The sequence below is a fragment of the Janthinobacterium sp. 75 genome (assembly GCF_004365495.1).
Lineage (GTDB): Bacteria > Pseudomonadota > Gammaproteobacteria > Burkholderiales > Burkholderiaceae_D > Janthinobacterium.
Genome location: NZ_SORD01000001.1, coordinates 3762376 through 3779731, shown reverse-complemented (window position 1 = coordinate 3779731; position 17356 = coordinate 3762376). Strand labels below are relative to the sequence as shown.

General features: G+C 60.6%; 17 protein-coding genes. 13 read left to right on the top strand and 4 right to left on the bottom strand.

The features are described 5' to 3' along the window. Positions 1-72: 72 nt before the first annotated feature. Positions 73-273: a hypothetical protein gene (locus C8C89_RS17240; protein WP_101481391.1), complete on the bottom strand. Its 201-nt coding sequence runs from the start codon at positions 271-273 to the stop codon at positions 73-75. 187 nt (positions 274-460) lie between these two features. Here C8C89_RS17240 and C8C89_RS17235 point away from each other — a divergent pair, with 187 nt between their 5' ends. After that, the gene (locus C8C89_RS17235) at positions 461-1210 is read left to right on the top strand and encodes a nucleotidyltransferase domain-containing protein (RefSeq protein WP_133991317.1); all 750 of its coding nucleotides are present in this window, start codon (positions 461-463) and stop codon (positions 1208-1210) included. Here the strand turns inward: C8C89_RS17235 and C8C89_RS17230 are convergent. Next, the gene (locus tag C8C89_RS17230; protein WP_133991315.1) at positions 1207-2112 is read right to left on the bottom strand and encodes a LysR family transcriptional regulator; all 906 of its coding nucleotides are present in this window, start codon (positions 2110-2112) and stop codon (positions 1207-1209) included. The genes C8C89_RS17235 and C8C89_RS17230 overlap by 4 nt on opposite strands. Before the next feature lie 97 nt (positions 2113-2209). Between C8C89_RS17230 and C8C89_RS17225 the strand changes: the two genes are divergently transcribed. The 3 genes from C8C89_RS17225 to C8C89_RS17215 all read left to right on the top strand — a co-directional run bounded on the left by C8C89_RS17225 (position 2210) and on the right by C8C89_RS17215 (position 3905). Continuing rightward, entirely contained in the window at positions 2210-2449 is a 240-nt protein-coding gene (locus C8C89_RS17225) for a DUF2798 domain-containing protein (RefSeq protein ID WP_133991313.1), read from the top strand. 95 nt (positions 2450-2544) lie between these two features. Beyond that, a complete protein-coding gene (locus C8C89_RS17220) occupies positions 2545-2949 on the top strand; it encodes a VOC family protein (RefSeq protein WP_208327717.1) in 405 nt (134 codons plus the stop codon). 107 nt (positions 2950-3056) lie between these two features. Continuing rightward, on the top strand, positions 3057-3905 hold the full coding sequence (locus C8C89_RS17215; protein WP_166674778.1) for an alpha/beta hydrolase: 849 nt from the start codon (positions 3057-3059) through the stop codon (positions 3903-3905). 46 nt (positions 3906-3951) lie between these two features. Here C8C89_RS17215 and C8C89_RS17210 read toward each other — a convergent pair whose 3' ends face one another. Continuing rightward, positions 3952-6039 carry a 3-hydroxyacyl-CoA dehydrogenase NAD-binding domain-containing protein gene (locus tag C8C89_RS17210; protein WP_133991309.1) on the bottom strand — a complete coding sequence of 696 codons (2088 nt, stop codon included), beginning with the start codon at positions 6037-6039 and terminating at the stop codon, positions 3952-3954. A gap of 614 nt (positions 6040-6653) precedes the next feature. On the opposite strand from C8C89_RS17210, the gene C8C89_RS17205 reads away from it, so the two are divergent. From C8C89_RS17205 to C8C89_RS17190, 4 genes are read left to right on the top strand one after another with little or no spacing between them, the layout of a single operon-like run. Beyond that, entirely contained in the window at positions 6654-8654 is a 2001-nt protein-coding gene (locus C8C89_RS17205; RefSeq protein ID WP_243858056.1) for a PAS domain-containing methyl-accepting chemotaxis protein, read from the top strand. 3 nt (positions 8655-8657) lie between these two features. Beyond that, entirely contained in the window at positions 8658-9482 is an 825-nt protein-coding gene (locus C8C89_RS17200) for a protein-glutamate O-methyltransferase CheR (RefSeq protein WP_133991305.1), read from the top strand. Continuing rightward, positions 9479-10039 carry a chemotaxis protein CheD gene (locus C8C89_RS17195; protein WP_133991303.1) on the top strand — a complete coding sequence of 187 codons (561 nt, stop codon included), beginning with the start codon at positions 9479-9481 and terminating at the stop codon, positions 10037-10039. Before C8C89_RS17200 ends, C8C89_RS17195 begins: the two co-directional genes overlap by 4 nt. Then, positions 10026-11549 carry a chemotaxis protein CheW gene (locus tag C8C89_RS17190; RefSeq protein ID WP_133991301.1) on the top strand — a complete coding sequence of 508 codons (1524 nt, stop codon included), beginning with the start codon at positions 10026-10028 and terminating at the stop codon, positions 11547-11549. The genes C8C89_RS17195 and C8C89_RS17190 overlap by 14 nt, the downstream gene beginning before the upstream one ends. Before the next feature lie 13 nt (positions 11550-11562). Here C8C89_RS17190 and C8C89_RS17185 read toward each other — a convergent pair whose 3' ends face one another. Further along, the gene (locus tag C8C89_RS17185) at positions 11563-13215 is read right to left on the bottom strand and encodes a 3-(methylthio)propionyl-CoA ligase (protein WP_133991299.1); all 1653 of its coding nucleotides are present in this window, start codon (positions 13213-13215) and stop codon (positions 11563-11565) included. A 252-nt stretch (positions 13216-13467) separates the two neighbouring features. Here C8C89_RS17185 and C8C89_RS17180 point away from each other — a divergent pair, with 252 nt between their 5' ends. The 5 genes from C8C89_RS17180 (at position 13468) to C8C89_RS17160 (ending at position 17250) form a co-directional block, all read left to right on the top strand. After that, a complete protein-coding gene (locus C8C89_RS17180) occupies positions 13468-14946 on the top strand; it encodes a protein adenylyltransferase SelO (protein WP_208327716.1) in 1479 nt (492 codons plus the stop codon). Between the two features lie 9 nt (positions 14947-14955). Next, positions 14956-15357 (top strand): peptide-methionine (R)-S-oxide reductase MsrB, encoded by a 402-nt coding sequence (gene msrB / locus C8C89_RS17175; protein ID WP_070218372.1) that lies wholly within the window; start codon positions 14956-14958, stop codon positions 15355-15357. A 75-nt stretch (positions 15358-15432) separates the two neighbouring features. Continuing rightward, a complete protein-coding gene (locus C8C89_RS17170) occupies positions 15433-16062 on the top strand; it encodes a septation protein A (RefSeq protein WP_101481402.1) in 630 nt (209 codons plus the stop codon). Continuing rightward, entirely contained in the window at positions 16059-16358 is a 300-nt protein-coding gene (locus tag C8C89_RS17165) for a BolA family protein (RefSeq protein ID WP_133991297.1), read from the top strand. The genes C8C89_RS17170 and C8C89_RS17165 overlap by 4 nt, the downstream gene beginning before the upstream one ends. Positions 16359-16470: 112 nt before the next feature. After that, entirely contained in the window at positions 16471-17250 is a 780-nt protein-coding gene (locus C8C89_RS17160) for a peptidyl-prolyl cis-trans isomerase (RefSeq protein ID WP_101481404.1), read from the top strand. Positions 17251-17356: the final 106 nt, after the last annotated feature.

Here is a 17356-nt window from a genome sequence, read left to right as displayed (position 1 = left end):
GGGTCTGCAAAGCAAAACGCCGCTGACTGGTCAGCGGCGTTTGTTTTTTATGCGGCGTATGCGGCGGCAAGCTTAGTTGTCGTTCTTCTTTTTCAGCTGGTCGCGCTGCTGCACGTATTCCTGGTAGCTGGTCTGGTTGCGCTTGCGGCAGGCATTGCGGTCGTCAAAGTTATTGAGGCTGTTGCAATACTCACCGATCTTGTCCCGGTTCGCGTCATACAAGACTTCACAGCCAGTCATGGCCAGCAAGAAGGGAACGATCAAATATTTCATTGCTACTCTCATGGATAGGGACGAAATTGCGCATAAAAACACCAGATTGCCCACTTGATAAGCGAGCAAGCTTTATCTTAACGCGATCCCGGAGGAAAGTACAAGCGCTCGGTATTACTGAATGGAAAGGATTTCCGTTGCGCCGCATGCTATGGTGGAAGTTTCTTCCACCGTACTCGCGCCAGGCATGCCGACCATTGCTCCCGCCCCCTGCGGCCCATTGCAGCACCATTTCGACGCCTTGCTACAGGACGTCTGCGCCAGTGTGGCGACGCAAGCCGGTAACTTGCTCGATAGCATATATCTGTATGGCAGCGTCGCTCGCGGCCACGCCACGCCGGGCGTATCCGACCTCGACCTGACCCTGGTGCTGCGCCATCCTCCCACGCAGCAGCAGAGCGACGCGCTGGAAGCGCTGCGCCTGGCCTTGCAGGCGCGCCACCCGGAAGTACTGAAAATCGATTTCGATATCGGCCACCTGGCCCAGGTGCTGGCACCGGAGCACCTGTACAGCTGGGGTTATTGGATCAAGCACCAGTGCCGCTGCCTGTGGGGCGATGACCTGGCGTCGCACTTTTCGCCGTTCGCGCCTTCGCGCGCCATCGCCCTGGCCGTGAATGGCGACTTTGTCCGCGTGCTGGACGATTATGCGCAGCGCCTTGATGACGAGCGAGACCCTCTCGCCATCGTCCGCCTGCAGCGCGAAGCGTCGCGCAAGCTGATCCGTTCCTGCAACATCGTGCGCCAGGATGACGATCCCTGCTGGCCTGGCAGCCTCGATGACCATGTCGCGCTGCTGCTGCGGCACTACCCCGCCATGCAAGCGCAAATGGCCTATTTCCTTGCCCAGGCCAGGCCCGGTGCCGTGCCAGCCAGCGGTTTTACGCCAGCGCTGCTCCAGTTCACACAGTGGCTGGAGCAGCAACAGGCGAGCTAAACGCCCCACTCCTCATTCAACAATGGATTGCCGGCCGCAAACGCCGCCAGGTGTTCCAGCAGCACACGCACGCGGGCCGGCAGGTAGCGCCGCTGCGTCCACACGGCATACACGTGGCGCGGCTGAGGCATCCAGTCGTGCAAGACGCGCACCAGGCTGCCACTGGCCACTTCGTCGCGGCATTGCAGCAGCGGACACAGCAGGATACCGATGCCCGCGTCAGCCATCTCCACGGCCAGGCGCATCTCGTTGACACGCAGGCGCGCCTGCGGTTCGATTACCATTTCGGCGCCGTCGCCGGGCCGCCGCAAGCGCCAGCTGCGCAGCGGCTCGGCCACGATCAGCTCGTGTCGCGCCAGTTCCTGCAAGTCGCGCGGCACGCCGGCGCGCGCCAGATAGCCGGGCGCGGCCACCATGACCAGCGCGGCGCTGCCCAGGCGCCGCTGCATCAGCGAAGAATCGTCGAGCGCGCCCACGCGGATGGCCAGATCGGCGCCGCTGCCCACCAAGTCTTGCAGCAGGTTCGACAGTTCCAGTTCCAGGCGGATGTCCGGATACTTCTGCATGAAACTGACCCAGGCGGGCGTCAGCAAGCCGCTGGCGAAATTGACGGGCGCCAGCACGCGGATGCTGCCCGAGACGGCCGACAGGCTGGCGTCGAGCTGCTGCGTCGCTTGCCGCAAGGCATGCACCAGGGGACGGCATTGCTCGTAGTATTGCCAGCCTTCCGCCGTCGGCTGCAGGCGGCGCGCGCTGCGGTTGAGCAAGCGGTAGCCCAGCTGGCTTTCCAGCTTTTGCAGCCGGCGCGTGACGGTCGCGGCGGGCAAGTCTTCCTTGACGGCCGCCGCATGCAGGCTGCCTGCCTCAACGATGGCGACAAACAGGGCGAGATCATCTAACATGATTTCATTTTCGGAATTTGAAATTAAAAATATGGCTCTAGTATAGATTGTTGCAATTCGTTACGCTGCCACATCCTCACAATTTCGAAAGTTCCCCATGTCCGAAGCCCTGCGCCTGCGCTGCGTATTTGCCTTCCTGATGTCGCTGCTCATGACCCTGCTGATGAGCGCCTGGGTCACCTGGCTCAATATCGGCCTGCAAGCAGACTTCCTGCCTCGCTGGCGCCATGCGTTCTTTGCCGCCTGGCCCGTGGCCTTCTGCGCCGTGATGCTGTTCGCGCCCCGCGTGCAGCTGATGAGCCGCAGCATCGTGACCCGGCTCGCCCGCCACCCTTAACCGGCAGTTAAGCACTGGCAGTATCACTCGGTCACTCGCGCCCACGGCTGCCCCGATCCGGGCTATGCTATGGCCGTCCTTGTTCTTACAGTGGAATGCCCATGCTCGATCACGTCTCCCTCACCGTCAGCGACCTGGAACGCGCCGAGCGCTTCTACGACGCCATCTTCGCCGCGCTGGACGTGCCCAAGGTGGGCAGCGACCATGGCCACGCCTGGATAGGCTATGGCGAGCGCAGCGATGCCGAACATCCCGAACGCAGCTATTTCTCCGTGCGCCTGGGGCCGAAGCCCGACGACGCGCCGCGCCGCCATTGCTGCTTCAAGGCCCCCTCGCGCGCGGCCGTGGAAGCGTTCTGGCATGCGGGCCTGGCGCACGGCGGCATCGACCTGGGCGCGCCCGGCCTGCGCCACTATCACGCCAGCTATTACGCGGCCTTTTTGTTCGATCCGGACGGCAACCGCATCGAAGCCGTCTGCCACCGCGCCGACGTCGGCTGACAGGACGGGAAATCCGTTTCTGTTCGGCATTTCCACTTCGTGACGATTTGCCTATAATGGCTGGAACGCCATACCGGTCCCCGGTCCCTGCACCAAGAAAGAGATTCATGCATCATTTATTCGTTGGCCGCCCCGCGCGCACCATGCTCCTCTCCAGCGCAGGCTTGCTGCTGGCAGGCTGTTTTTCCGGCTGCTCCCTGCTGCCGTCGTCGCCTGCCACGCCCGGCGTGCCCGCCACGGCTGCCCTGCCCGACGCCAGCATCGCCTACACCCTGAGCGGCCAGGGCGGCTTGCCCGTGGTGTTCCAGTCGGCCATGGGCGACGGCAAGGATGTGTGGGCCAAGGTGGTGCCCGAAGCCGGCAAACAGCACCGCGTACTCGTGTACGACCGTCCCGGCTACGGCGACAGCCGCAAAACCACCACGCCGCGCGACCCCTGCACCATTGCTGCCCAGCAGCGCGCCCTGTTGACACAAGCGGGTCTGAAACCGCCGTATGTGCTGGTGGGCCATGGCTTGGGCGGGCTGTACCAGTACGTATATGCCAAGCTGTACCCGCAGGACGTAGCCGGCCTGGTCCTGCTCGATCCCACGCACCCGCAGCAATGGAACCGGACGCAGACGGACGCGTCCACCTACGCCATGCTCGTGAAGACGCGGCGTAAACTCATGTTCAACAGTACGGAATCGGCGGAATTCGATGCACAGACGCAATGCCTGCAACATGTCGACATGAGCAGCCCGCTGCGCGTGCCCGCCATGCTGCTGGTGCGCGACAAGTTCGGCATCGAGGAAATGGGTTCGTTTGAAAACGTGGTGCGGGCCCAGGAAAAAGATTGGCAGCGCCTGTCCGGCGCGCCAGCCATCGAGCGCATCACGGGCGCCGGCTATTACATCCAGAAAGACAACCCCGTCATCGTCAACGAGGCGATCAAGATGGTGGCCAAGAAGAAATAAAAAAAAGGGCAGAGAAATCTGCCCTTTTTCATTCAGCGCGCGTGCATCAGCTATTGAAGCCCTTGCCCTCGCCCGCCAGTTTTACCAGCAGCGGCGCCGGAGTCCACGCTTCGCCGTGGCGGCCTTTGGCGTAGCCGGCAATCGCGCCCTGCACGTTCGGCAAGCCTACCGTGTCGGCGTAGAACATGGGGCCGCCGCGGAACAGGGGGAAGCCGTAGCCCGTCAAGTACACCATGTCGATGTCCGAGGCGCGCAAGGCGATGCCCTCTTCCAGGATGCGTGCGCCCTCATTGACCAGCGCATACACGAGCCGTTCGACGATTTCCTGGTCGCTGATCTTGCGCCGCGCCACGCCGATGTCGGCGGAGTGCTGCACGATCATCGCATTGACCTGTTCCGACGGATAGGCCTTGCGGTCGCCCGGCTTGTAGTCATACCAGCCGGCGCCCGCCTTCTGGCCATAGCGTTTCAATTCACACAGCAAATCGGCCGTCTTCGAATACGTCACTTCCGGCTTTTCCACAGTGCGGCGCTTGCGAATGGCCCATCCGATGTCGTTGCCGGCCAGGTCGCCCATGCGGAACGGGCCCATGGCAAAACCGAATTTCTCGACCGCCTTGTCGACCTGTTCCGGCAGACAGCCTTCTTCTAGCAGGAAGCCGGCCTGCCGGCTGTATTGCTCGATCATGCGGTTACCGATGAAACCGTCGCACACGCCCGAGACGACGCCCGTCTTTTTCAGCTTTTTCGACAGCGCCAGTGCCGTCGCCAGCACGTCCTTGCCCGTTTCCTTGCCACGCACGATTTCCAGCAGCTTCATGACGTTTGCGGGGCTGAAGAAGTGCGTGCCGATCACGTCTTGCGGACGCTGGGTAAACGCGGCGATCTTGTCCAGGTCCAGAGTCGAGGTGTTCGAAGCGAGGATGGCGCCCGGCTTCATGACGGCATCGAGCTGCCTGAAGACGGTTTCCTTCACGCCCAGCTCCTCGAAGACGGCTTCGATGACGATGTCGGCTTGCGCAATGTCAGCATACGCCAGCGTGCCGCTGATCAGGGCGATGCGCTGCTCGGCCTTCTCTTGCGTCAGTTTGCCCTTCTTCACCGTGTTCTCGTAATTCTTGCGGATGGTGGCCAGGCCCTTGTCCAGCGCTTCCTGCTGCGTTTCCAATAGCTTCACGGGAATGCCCGCGTTGGCGAAATTCATGGCGATGCCGGCGCCCATGGTGCCGGCACCGACAATCGCCGCGCTGGCGATGCTGCGCACGGGTGTGTCGGCCGGCACGTCGGGCACCTTGCTGGCAACGCGCTCGGCGAAGAAGGCATGGCGCAGGGCTTTCGACTCGGGCGACTGCACCAGTTGCATGAACAGCTCGCGCTCGTACTTCAAGCCATCCTCGAACTTCATCGTCACGGCGGCCGCCACGGCATCGACGCATTTCAGCGGCGCGGGGAATGGGCCGGACATGGCTTTCACCGTATTGCGCGAAAACTGCAGGAAGGCTTCATGGTGAGGGTAATCGACCTTGCGCTCGCGCACTTTCGGCAGCGGGCGCACATCAGCCACCTTGGTGGCGAAGGCTACGGCGGCTTTCAGCAAGTCGGCGCCGGGGGCGATGACTTCATCGAACAGGGCCGTGCCGGCCAGTTTTTCGGACGCCACGGGCGTGCCCGAAACGATCATGTTCAAGGCCATTTCCAGGCCCAGCACACGCGGCAGGCGCTGCGTGCCGCCCGCGCCCGGCAAGATGCCGAGCTTGACTTCAGGCAAGGCCATTTGCGCGCCTGGCGCGGCCACACGGTAGTTGCAGCCCAGCGCCAGCTCCAGGCCGCCGCCCATGCAGACGCTGTGGATGGCCGCCACCACCGGTTTGGTGGATTGTTCGACGACGTTGATCAGGGTGTGCAGTGTCGGTTCCGTGAGCGCCTTGGGCGAATTGAATTCCTTGATATCGGCACCGCCCGAAAATGCCTTGCCGGCGCCCGTAATGACGATGGCTTTGACGGCCTCGTCCGCCAGCGCCTGGCGGATGCCCGCGACGGCGGCAGTGCGCGTCGCCAGGCCCAGCCCATTGACGGGCGGATTGGCGAGGGTAATGACGGCAACAGCGCCGTTCACTTGATATTCAGCACTCATGTCTCTTCCTTATTGATTTTGCTCAGCGATGAGGTGGTTGCAAGGGATGAAGCTTTACTATACCGCATAAAAGAACGCTCGTATTATTTTTATCTCGACGCGCGCAGCGCCTGTGCCTGACGTCATGGTACAACATCGCCCACGCCGGCTGGCCGCCCCCTCGGAAAAAAGGGCCAGCAACTATCGATAACATATTCATTTAAATAAATAAAAAACAACAAGTAAAACAGCGTTTTATAATCTGCTGAATATGCCTTCCTATCCATGCGCAGGCCACTGGCGACACTTTCAGCATTATTTATTCAGGCCACTTGTTTTTCTCATGGCGCTGAGGAATAATAAAATTATTGATTCAAATCAATACTCTGCAACTGATTTAGTATTATGTAGCAATGCCGCCCGATACCGCCGTGTTCGATTTTGTTATCTCGTGCAGATTCTCACCGATTATCACACCCGCCCTTTCCGGGTAATGATGCAAGCGTTTTATATCGTCATTAGCTGTCAGTATTATCGCCACCCCTTTCTCTTCTCACATTGAAGGAAATACTATGGACGCAGCCAGCCATGTCAGCCACTCCCAGGATTTGGACTTACAAGCGATAAATACTGCATTGAACCGTGTCCAGGCCGTCATCGAATTCGAACTCGACGGCACCATCCTGCATGCGAATGACAATTTCCTGCGCGTCCTCGGCTACACCTTGGCCGAAGTGCAAGGCAAGCACCATGCCATCTTCTGCGACGCCGAGTATGTGAAAACGTCCGAATACGCCGACTTCTGGGACAAACTGGGCCGTGGCGAATTCGACCATGGCGAATACAAGCGCCGTGCCAAGGATGGTCGCGAAGTGTGGATCAACGCTTCCTACAACCCCATCCTCGATGCGGATGGCAAGCCGTATAAAGTCATCAAGTTTGCCACCGACATCACGGCCAGCAAACGCCGCAATGCCGATTACGAGGGCAAGATCGATGCCATCAGCAAGGCCCAGGCCGTGATCGAGTTCCGGCTCGACGGCACCATCCTCGACGCCAACGACAATTTCCTCAAGTCCGTCGGCTACACGCTCGACGAGATCAAGGGCCAGCACCACCGCATGTTTTGCCTGCCCGAATACGCCAGGAGCGACGAGTACGTGCAATTCTGGCATAAGCTGGGACAAGGCCAGTTTGATGCGGGCGAATACAAGCGCCTCACCAAGGATGGCCGCGAAATCTGGCTCAATGCCTCGTACAACCCCATTTTTGACGTGGAAGGCCGGCCCTTCAAGGTGGTCAAGTTCGCCAGCGACGTGACGGCCCTGAAAAAGCGCAACGCCGAATACGAAGGCAAGGTCAGCGCCATCGGCAAGGCGCAGGCCGTGATCGAATTCGACATGCAGGGCAATGTGCTGGACGCGAACGATAATTTCCTCGCCGTCATGGATTACGACTTGAGCGATATCCAGGGCGAGCACCACCGCATGTTCTGCGAGCCCGAGTTTGCCAGCAGCGCCGAGTACAAGAAATTCTGGCAAAAGCTCAACCGCGGCGAATTCGATGCGGGACGCTACAAGCGCCTGGGCAACCATGGCAAGGTGGTGTGGATACAGGCCACCTACAACCCCATCCTGGACTTGAACGGCAAGCCGTACAAGGTAGTCAAGTTCGCCATCGACATCAGCGAACAGGTGAACCTGGAAAACAGCATCCAATCCAAGGCCGCCAACGACAGCCGCAAGGTCAACGCCCTGCTCGATTCGGTGGCGCGCGCTGCGCAAGGCGATCTGACCTGCAATATCGTGCCTGAGGGCGACGAGCCGATCGACCTGCTGGCCGGCGGCATCAGCAAGATGATCGTCGACTTGCGCGGCGTGATCGGCAATGTGGTGTCTGCCGCCAACGGTTTTGCCGACGCCTCGCATACGATCGCCGAACGGGCGACGGGCGTGGCCGTGGGTACGCAGGCGCTGGGCGCCACGGTGGAAGAAATGAACGCCTCCATCGATGGCCTGACCTTCTCCATCAATTCCATCGCGGAAAACACTTCGAATGCCGATTTCCTGGCGAAAGCCACGCAGCAAGAAGCGGAAGCGGGCGCGCGCGCCGTCGCCAAGTCAATCGAGGCGATGGACTTGATCAACCGCTCGTCGGAGGACATCGGCGAAATCGTCAAGGTCATCAGCGAAATCGCCAACCAGACGAATATGCTGGCCTTCAATGCCGCCATCGAGGCGGCGCGCGCGGGCGAGCACGGCCTGGGCTTTTCCGTCGTCGCCGACGAAGTGCGCAAGCTGGCCGAACGTTCTTCGCAAGCGACCAAGGAAATCTCCAAGCTGATCAACGAATCCGTCAAGCGCGTCTCGACGGGCAGCGAGATTTCGCGCCAGGCCAGCGATGCCTTCGACAAGATCGTCTCGGGCGTGGCGAAGACCACGCTGGCCATCTCGGATATCTCGAAGGCGGCAAACGAGCAGTTGCTGACGGCGCGCGAAGTGTCCACTGCGATCCAGTACATCGCCGAGGAAACGGAAAAGTCGGCCGCCAACTGCGACAGCATCGCCCGTTCGACGGATGGCTTGAACGAGCGCGCGGGCAGCCTGAACCAGACTGTCTCCGGCTTCGTGGTATAGGCCATGAGCCACGCGGCCACCTTGACGCCCGAGGTGCTGACGAGCCTGATCGCGCTGGTGCGCGAGCATACGGGCATCGCCATGACCGCGCGCAAGAGCGTCTTGCTGGAACGGCGCTTGCAGCCTCGGCTGCAGGCGCTGCGCCTGCACAGCTACCAGGATTACCTGGACCGCGTCAGCAGCGACCGCGACGAGGTGGCCCATTTCATTGACCTGGTGACCACCAACGACACCCTGTTCTTCCGCACGCCACAAATCTGGGATTACTTCCGCGACCGCTACCTGCCCGCCTGGGCCCGCGCCCACCCGGACGGCTGCCTGTCCATCTGGTCCGCGGCCGCCGCCAGCGGCGAAGAACTGTATTCGATCGCCATGCTGTGCGAGCAATTCAAGCTGCAAGCGCCCGCTTTCCGCTACCAGATCCTGGCCAGCGACATTTCGCAGCAAATCCTTGGCGCGGCGCGGGCCGGCCAATACAGCGGGCGCTCAGTCGAGCGCATCCGCTTGTCGCACCCGGACTTGCTGCGCAAATATTTCTCGCCCTCGCCGTATGGCGTCAAGGTCAACGAGGACTTGCGGCAGCACGTGAGCTTTGCACAGCATAATTTGCTGGAAGCGCTGCGTCCGGCGCGGCAATTCGACCTGCTCTTCCTGCGCAATGTGCTCATTTATTTCGATGCCGAGCACCAGGAAACCGTGCTGCGCCAGGCCCGCCTGAGCCTCAAGGATGACGGCCGGCTGATCCTGGGCGAATCGGAAACCATCGCCCGGCTCGGTACCGGCTATCAATTCGAGTTTCCCATGATTTACAAGGCGGGACTGGCATGATCCACACGCACACTCCGGCAGACGCGCCGCCGCTGCACCTGGTTGGCATGGGGCAACTTGGCGTGGGTACGCAGGGCGAGCAACTGCAAGCCTTGCTCGGCTCCTGCATCGGTATCGGCTTCATCTGGAAGAATGGCCCCTGCTGCGGCCTGGCTCACTGTTTGCTGCCGGAAGCGCCCGGCGCAGACAGCGCCCCAGGCGCCCCGAATGCACGCGCCCTTAATGCACGCTATGTGAGCCAGGCCGTGCCCTCGCTGCTGCGCCTGATGGGCGTGCGCGAAGCCGACTACGCCGATATCGAGGTAGTGCTGGCGGGCGGCGCCAGCATGTTCGGCCCAGACAATGGCCATGGCCGCCTGCAGGTGGGGCGGCAAAACGCGGCAGCGGCGCAAAAATACCTGGACCAGTGCGGCTTGCACCTCAGTTTTTGCGCGCTGGGCGGACGCCACGGGCGCCAGTTGCTGATCGATTGCGCCCGGCACAGCTACGCCGTCACCGATGTGGTGGCGCGACCCGGATTGACTCCACGCAAGGAAGGCGTATATGGATATCCATGAAAACCACGAGGGCGGGCGCGACGGCGCCACCGAACTGTTCGGCTCCTTCCACCTGGGCGATGCTGAATTCGCCCTGCCCGCCAGTTGCATCCGCGAAGTGGTTAACTACCCCGCCAAGGTGACCGCCCTGCCCCTTTCGCCCGCGTATCTGGAAGGCATGTTCACTTTGCGCGGCAGCGTCATTCCAGTGGTCAACCTGGGCCGTTTGTTCTGCGCCGATGCGCCGCGCGCCACGCCCACGGACAAGATCGCCATCCTCGACTTCCAGCAAGTGCTGATCGGCGTCGTCTTCCAGGATACGGGCGAAATCCTGCGCGTCCCCGCCAGCGCGCGCAGCGCCCTGCAGTATGCGGCCGGCGACGCGCACGCCGTCATCGCTGGCACGATCTTGCTCGACGGCGGCGCGCGCCTGCTGCAAATCCTCGACCCGCACGCCCTGCTGCGCATTGAAAACGTGCCCCATGTGCTGGCCCTGCAGGCGACAGGCGCCAAGCTGAACACGGCTCGCTACCATGCGCAAAGCGAGCGCCGGCAATGCGTCAGCTTCCATGCGGCCGGGACCACGTTTGCCTTCGAAATGCTGGCCATCCAGGAAATCATCAAGGTGCCAGAACTGCACGGCTCCCTGCTGAATAGCGAGCTGTGCCTGGGACGCATGCATTTTCGCGGCAGCCAGGTGGCCGTCGTGGATTTTGGCGCCCTGCTGCAGGCGGCCGGGTCCGGCAATGCGGCCAAGGCTGCCACGCTGGAGCAGCGCATCATCGTCGTGCGCATTGATGACACCACCATCGGTTTTCTCGTTGACTCCGTCGACAGCATCGTGCATTTCTTTGGCGACGAGGTGCTGCCGATTCCCCTGCTGAGCAAGGCGCGCGCGGCCATGTTCGCCGGCTGCATCACGAAAGACGGTCTGGGCGATATCATTTTTCTCGACCACAAGGGCATCCTGTCGCAGGCGGAGATCGTCGACATGCGCGATGGCCACGCGCGCCTGTATCCGGCCGATACGGCAACGGCAACGGCCGCCACGCGCCAGGTGCAGCGCCGCGTCTACATCACGTTCACGGTGGAAAGCCGCTTCGCTGTGGAAATCGGCCAGGTGCGTGAAATCATCGATTTCAGCAGCGCCATCACCACGCCACCGGGCATGCCGGCCTGTATGCGTGGCCTGCTGAATTTACGCCAGCAAATGATCAGCATCATCGACCTGCGCCAGTTGTACGCGATGCCGGCCTTGCCTGACGAGGGCGCAGGCAAGATTTTGATCGTGGAACGGGGCGCCGAGCGCTACGGCTTCCTCGTCGACCATGTCGACAACATCATGACCATTTCCGACAGCCAGCGTTTTGCGGCGCCACAAATCATCCGCACGGGAGCACATGACGACTTGCGCAGCGAAATGGATGAAATGATCGATATCGGCACGCAGGCGCAGCGCCAGACCCTGTCCGTTTTCCAATGCGATCATTTGCTGGAAAAGCTGGGCTCGGCGCTGCCGCAGGCCGCATGAGCGCGCTATAGCACTACATGCCGGGCAGCTGGTGGCCCTTGAACTGCTCGCGCAGCTTGTTCTTCTGGATCTTGCCCGTCGCGCCCATGGGCAGGGCGTCGATGAACAGCACGTCGTCCGGCGTCCACCACTTGGCGATCTTGCCCTCGAAAAACTGCAGCAAGGCTTCGCGCGTGACTGTCATGCCGGGACGCAACACCACGACGAGCACGGGGCGCTCGTCCCATTTTGGGTGGAACACGCCGATGCAGGCCGCCTGCAGCACGGCCGGGTGCGCCATGGCCAGGTTTTCCAGGTCGATGGTGCCTATCCACTCGCCGCCCGACTTGATCACGTCCTTGCTGCGGTCCGTGATCTGCATGTAGCCGTCCGCATCGATGGTGGCCACGTCGCCCGTGGGGAACCAGCCATCCTGCAGCACGTCGCCGCCTTCGTTCTTGTAATACGAGGCAATGATCCACGGCCCTTTCACCAGCAAATGGCCATAACTGATGCCATCCCACGGCAACTCCTTGCCATCGTCATCGACGATCTTCATGTCCACGCCGTAGATGGCATGGCCCTGTTTTTGCAGGATCTTGCGCTGCTCGTCCTTCGACAGGTCCAGGTGCTTGGTCTGCAAGCCGCCCGCCGTGCCCAGCGGCGACATTTCCGTCATGCCCCAGGCGTGGATGACTTCGATGTCGAACTTGTCGATCAGGGTATCCATCATGGCCGGCGGGCAAGCCGCGCCGCCGATCACCGTGCGGCGGAAGGTGGAAAATTTCAAGTTATTTTGCAAGGCATGGTTCAGCAAGCCCAGCCAGACGGTGGGCACGCCCGCCGAGAACGTCACTTTTTCCGCCTCGAACAAGTCGTACAGCGATTTGCCATCGAGCGCCGCACCGGGAAACACCATGCGCGCGCCGGACAGGGGCACGGAATACGGCAAGCCCCAGGCATTCACGTGGAACATGGGCACGACGGGAAGCACCGTGTCCGAGGCGCGCACGTTCAGGGCGCTGGGCATGGCCGAGGCATACGCGTGCAGAACGGTCGAGCGGTGCGAGTACAGGGCACCCTTGGGGTTGCCCGTCGTACCGGACGTGTAGCAAAGCGTGGCGGCCGCATTCTCGTCGAACAAGGGCCAGGTGTAATCGTCGGAATGCGTGGCGATCAAGTCTTCATAGCACAGCAGGTCGGGGATGCTGGTACTGGCAGGCATGCGCTCGCGGTCGCACATCAGCACGAAGTGGCGCACAAAAGTGCAGTCGGCGGCGATTTTCTCCACCACGGGCAGGAAGGTCAGATCAAACAGTAAAACCTGGTCTTCTGCGTGATTGGAGATATAGGCGATCTGGTCGGGAAACAGGCGTGGATTGATGGTGTGCAGCACGGCGCCCGAACCTGACACGGCGTAATAGGCTTCCAGGTGGCGGTAGCCATTCCAGGCCAGGGTGGCGACCCGGTCGCCCATGCCGACGCCGAGGCCGTGCAAGGCGTTCGCCAGGCGGCGCGCGCGCTGGTGGCAATCGCGGTAGGTGTAGCGGTGCATATCGCCCTCCACCCGCCGCGAAATGATTTCGCTGCCTCCATAATGACGCGCTGCAAACTCGATAATGCTGGAAATCAGCAGGGGCTGATTCATCATCTGGCCCATCACTGGACTCAAGGGAAATGCCGACATCGTGTCTCCTGGGCTGGATACTCGGTTATTGTTGAAATTTAAAGACTTTCCCTAGTTTCGTACGGTCGTGCGGAAATCGTCAACGCATTTCGATATTGCAATGCAGCATGGAATTTTTGATTCCGTTTTTTGCCCCGTTCGTAGTCGCCACGGCACCCGACTCGGCAGCCTCGCCAGCGCCCGACACGCGCCTTGGCGCCGTGCGGTAAAATCGCATTCCAGGCTGGCGTTACTTGCCGCCATATCTTATTTTTGAATGGAATCGCCATCACCGCTCCTACCTTACCACTGGACAATGCCTTTGCCGCCTTGCCGCCCGCGTTCTATACGCGCTTGATGCCCACGCCCCTGCCCGCCCCGTATTTCGTGGCCGCCAGCGCGCCGGCAGCAAGCCTGGTCGGCCTCGATGCCGCGCGCCTGGCCGAACCCGGCTATGTGGAGTTGCTGATTGGCAATACCGTGGCCGAGCGTTCGCTGCCCCTGTCGGCCGTGTATTCGGGCCACCAGTTCGGTGTCTGGGCCGGCCAGCTGGGTGATGGCCGCGCCATCTTGCTGGGCGATATCGCGACAGAAAGCGGCCCGATGGAGCTGCAATTGAAAGGCGCCGGCGCCACACCGTATTCGCGCATGGGCGACGGACGCGCCGTGCTGCGCTCGTCCATCCGTGAATTCCTCTGCTCGGAAGCCATGGCGGCGCTGGGCATTCCCACCTCGCGCGCGCTGTCCATCATGGGTTCGCAGCAAGGCATCATGCGCGAAACGGTGGAAACGGCGGCCGTCGTGACGCGCATGGCGCCCAGTTTTGTGCGCTTCGGCTCTTTCGAACATTGGTTTTACCGAAAAAAAACGGACGAGCTGAAAATCCTTGCCGATTACGTCATCGATGGCTTTTATCCCCATTTGCGCGCCGCATCAAATCCCTATCAAGCTTTGCTGGCTGAATTGTGCGTGCGCACGGCGCACATGATCGCGCAATGGCAGGCCGTGGGCTTCATGCATGGCGTGATGAATACGGACAATATGTCGATTTTGGGCCTGACCCTCGATTACGGCCCCTTCGGCTTCATGGAAGCGTTTGACGCCGAGCACATCTGCAACCATACGGACCAGCAAGGTCGCTATTCCTACGCCAACCAGCCGCAGGTGGGCCACTGGAACTGCTATGCGCTGGGCCAGGCGCTGCTGCCGCTGATCGGCGAAGTGGACTCGGCGCAGGCGGCGCTGGACAGCTACCAGGGCGCCTTTGCGGACAAGATGAATGCCTTGCTGCGCGCCAAGCTGGGCTTGCGCACCGTGCAAGAGGAAGATACGGCGCTGTTCGACAGCATGTTTGCGCTGATGCAAGCCAATCACGTGGATTTCACCAACTTCTTCCGCGCCCTGTCGACCTTGCAAGTGGCCAGCCCCGAGCATGACACGGCACTGCGCGACATGTTCATCGACCGCCCTGCCTTCGATGCCTGGGCAGTTAGTTACCGCGCGCGCCTGTTGCAAGAAAATAGCGTCGATGCGCAGCGCCAGGCCGCCATGAACCAGGTCAACCCGAAATACGTGCTGCGCAATTACCTGGCGCAAGTCGCCATCGAAAAAGCCCAGCAGCAGGACTATACGGAAGTGACAAAATTACTGGAAATATTGCAAAAGCCATTTGACGAACAGCCCGAACACCAGCACTATGCGGCCCTGCCGCCCGACTGGGCCAGCCACCTTGAAGTCAGTTGCTCATCCTGAGGAGTCATTATGACCACCAATAAAGTCAAAAAAACCGACGCCGAATGGCGCGCCATGCTCGACTCGATGCAATACGAAGTCACGCGCCACGCGGCCACGGAACGCGCCTTCACAGGCAAGTTCTGGGACCACCATGAACACGGCATCTATACCTGCGTCTGCTGCAACACGCCCCTGTTCGCTTCGGATACGAAGTTCGATTCGGGTTGCGGCTGGCCCAGCTATTTCCAGGCCCTGGACCCGGCCAACGTGACGGAGATTGTCGACCGCAGCCACGGCATGGTGCGCACGGAAATCGTCTGCGCCGTCTGCGACGCCCACCTGGGCCACGTCTTTCCGGATGGCCCGCCGCCGACCGGCTTGCGCTATTGCATCAATTCGGCTTCCCTGCGCTTCGATCCGCAGCCTTGATGGCGGCGATGGCTTGGGCGTTGCACCTAAGCCATTCCTAAGATGATTCTAATAAGACCAGTGTAAAGTCTCGCCATGAAATTTCTATTCGACCTATTCCCCCTGATCGCCTTCTTTGCCGCCTTCAAGCTGGGCGGCATGTATGAAGCGGCCACGCACGATTTCGTGCAGCAATATTTGTCCGGCTTCGTGTCTGGCGGCCTGATCAAGGCAGACCAGGCGCCGTGGATACTCGCCACCTTGGTCGGCATCGTCGCCACCGCCTGCCAGGTCAGCTATCTGCTGCTGCGCGGCCGCAAGGTCGACGGCATGCTGTGGCTGTCGCTGTTCATCTTTGTGGTGTTCGGCGGCGCCAGCATTTACCTGCATGACGATTTCTTCCTGAAATGGAAGCCGACCCTGATCTACTGGCTGTCCGGCCTGGCCCTGCTGATTGCCCATGTGGGTTTCAAGAAAAACCTGATCCGCAAAACCATGGAAGCGCAAGTGCAACTGCCCGATGCCGTCTGGAACCAGTTGCTGGCCGCCTGGATCATCTTCTTTGGCGTCATCGGCGCACTGAACCTGTTCGTGGCCTTCGTGCTCTACAAGGGCGACATGGCCGCCTGGGTCAGCTTTAAAGCGTTTGGCGCGACGGGCATTTTCTTTGCCTTCATCGTGGCGCAAACCCTGTTCCTGGCCAAACATATCAAGGAAGACGCATGAATACCACCATTCTCAACGCTGCGCCGGAAACGCGCATGGAACGCATTCGTACCCGCCTGGAAACGGCACTTTCTCCTCTGGAATGCGTGCTGGAAGACGACTCGGCGCGTCACCGGGGCCATGCGGGCGCCGCCTCTGGCGGAGGCCACTACAATCTACGCATTATTTCTAGTCAATTTGAGGGGCTCAGGCTCGTCATGCGCCATCGACTGGTGTATGATTCCGTGCACGATATGATGCATAATGAGATACATGCATTGGCGATTGTGGCTCTGGCGCCGTCCGAAGTAGTGTAAGGATGGCGTTTTGGCGTACCGGGGCAACTTGGTATGCCGCTTGCCGCAAGCGCCATGCACGCGTTTTCTTTCCATGCGTTTTTTACGAAACTTTCCCTAACAGGATTTAATAATGACTTTTAAGCCAGCCCGCTTGCTGATTGCACTACTCGCCGTTGTCGCGGTACCTGTTTTTGCGCAAAATGTTGCCGTTGTTAATGGCAAGCCTATCCCATCGTCGCGCGTTGATGCAGTCGTCAAGCAAGTCGTCGCCCAAGGCCAGCAACCGGATTCGCCGCAATTGCGCGAAATGATCAAGAAGGACTTGATCGGCCGTGAAGTGCTGATGCAAGAAGCGGAAAACAAAGGTTTCGGTAAAGATGCAGCAGTCAAGCAACAAATCGAGAACGCACGCCAGGCCATCGTCATCAATGCCCTGGTCGGCGACTACCTGAAAAAGAACCCTGTCAACGACGCTGAAATCAAGGCGGAATATGACAAGTTCGTAGCCCAGACCGGCGACAAGGAATACCACGTGCGCCATATCCTGGTGGGTACCGAAGCTGAAGCGAAAGACATCATCGCCAAGCTGAAAGGCGGCGCCAAATTTGAAGATCTGGCCAAGCAATCGAAAGATGCCGGCTCGGCCGACAATGGCGGCGACCTGGACTGGGCAGCGCCATCGTCCTTCCCGAAAGTCTTCTCCGACGCCTTCGTGAAACTGCAAAAAGGCCAGGTCACCGACACCCCGGTGCAAACGCCTAACGGTTTCCACGTGATCAAGCTGGACGACACCCGCGCGGCAAAACTGCCAACCCTGGAAGAAGTCAAGCCACAGATCGCCGAAGCGCTGCAGCAAAAGAAACTGCAAGCATATCAGGAAGAAATGGTCAAAAAAGCAAAAGTTCAGTAAGAACTGACCTCCCCGGCGCCCTTTTCGGCGCCGGTCGTGTATTCTGCGCCTGAATGTGCACTGCATGGCAGTCGCGATCTTTTGTACCAGTTTTTTGTATACTTAT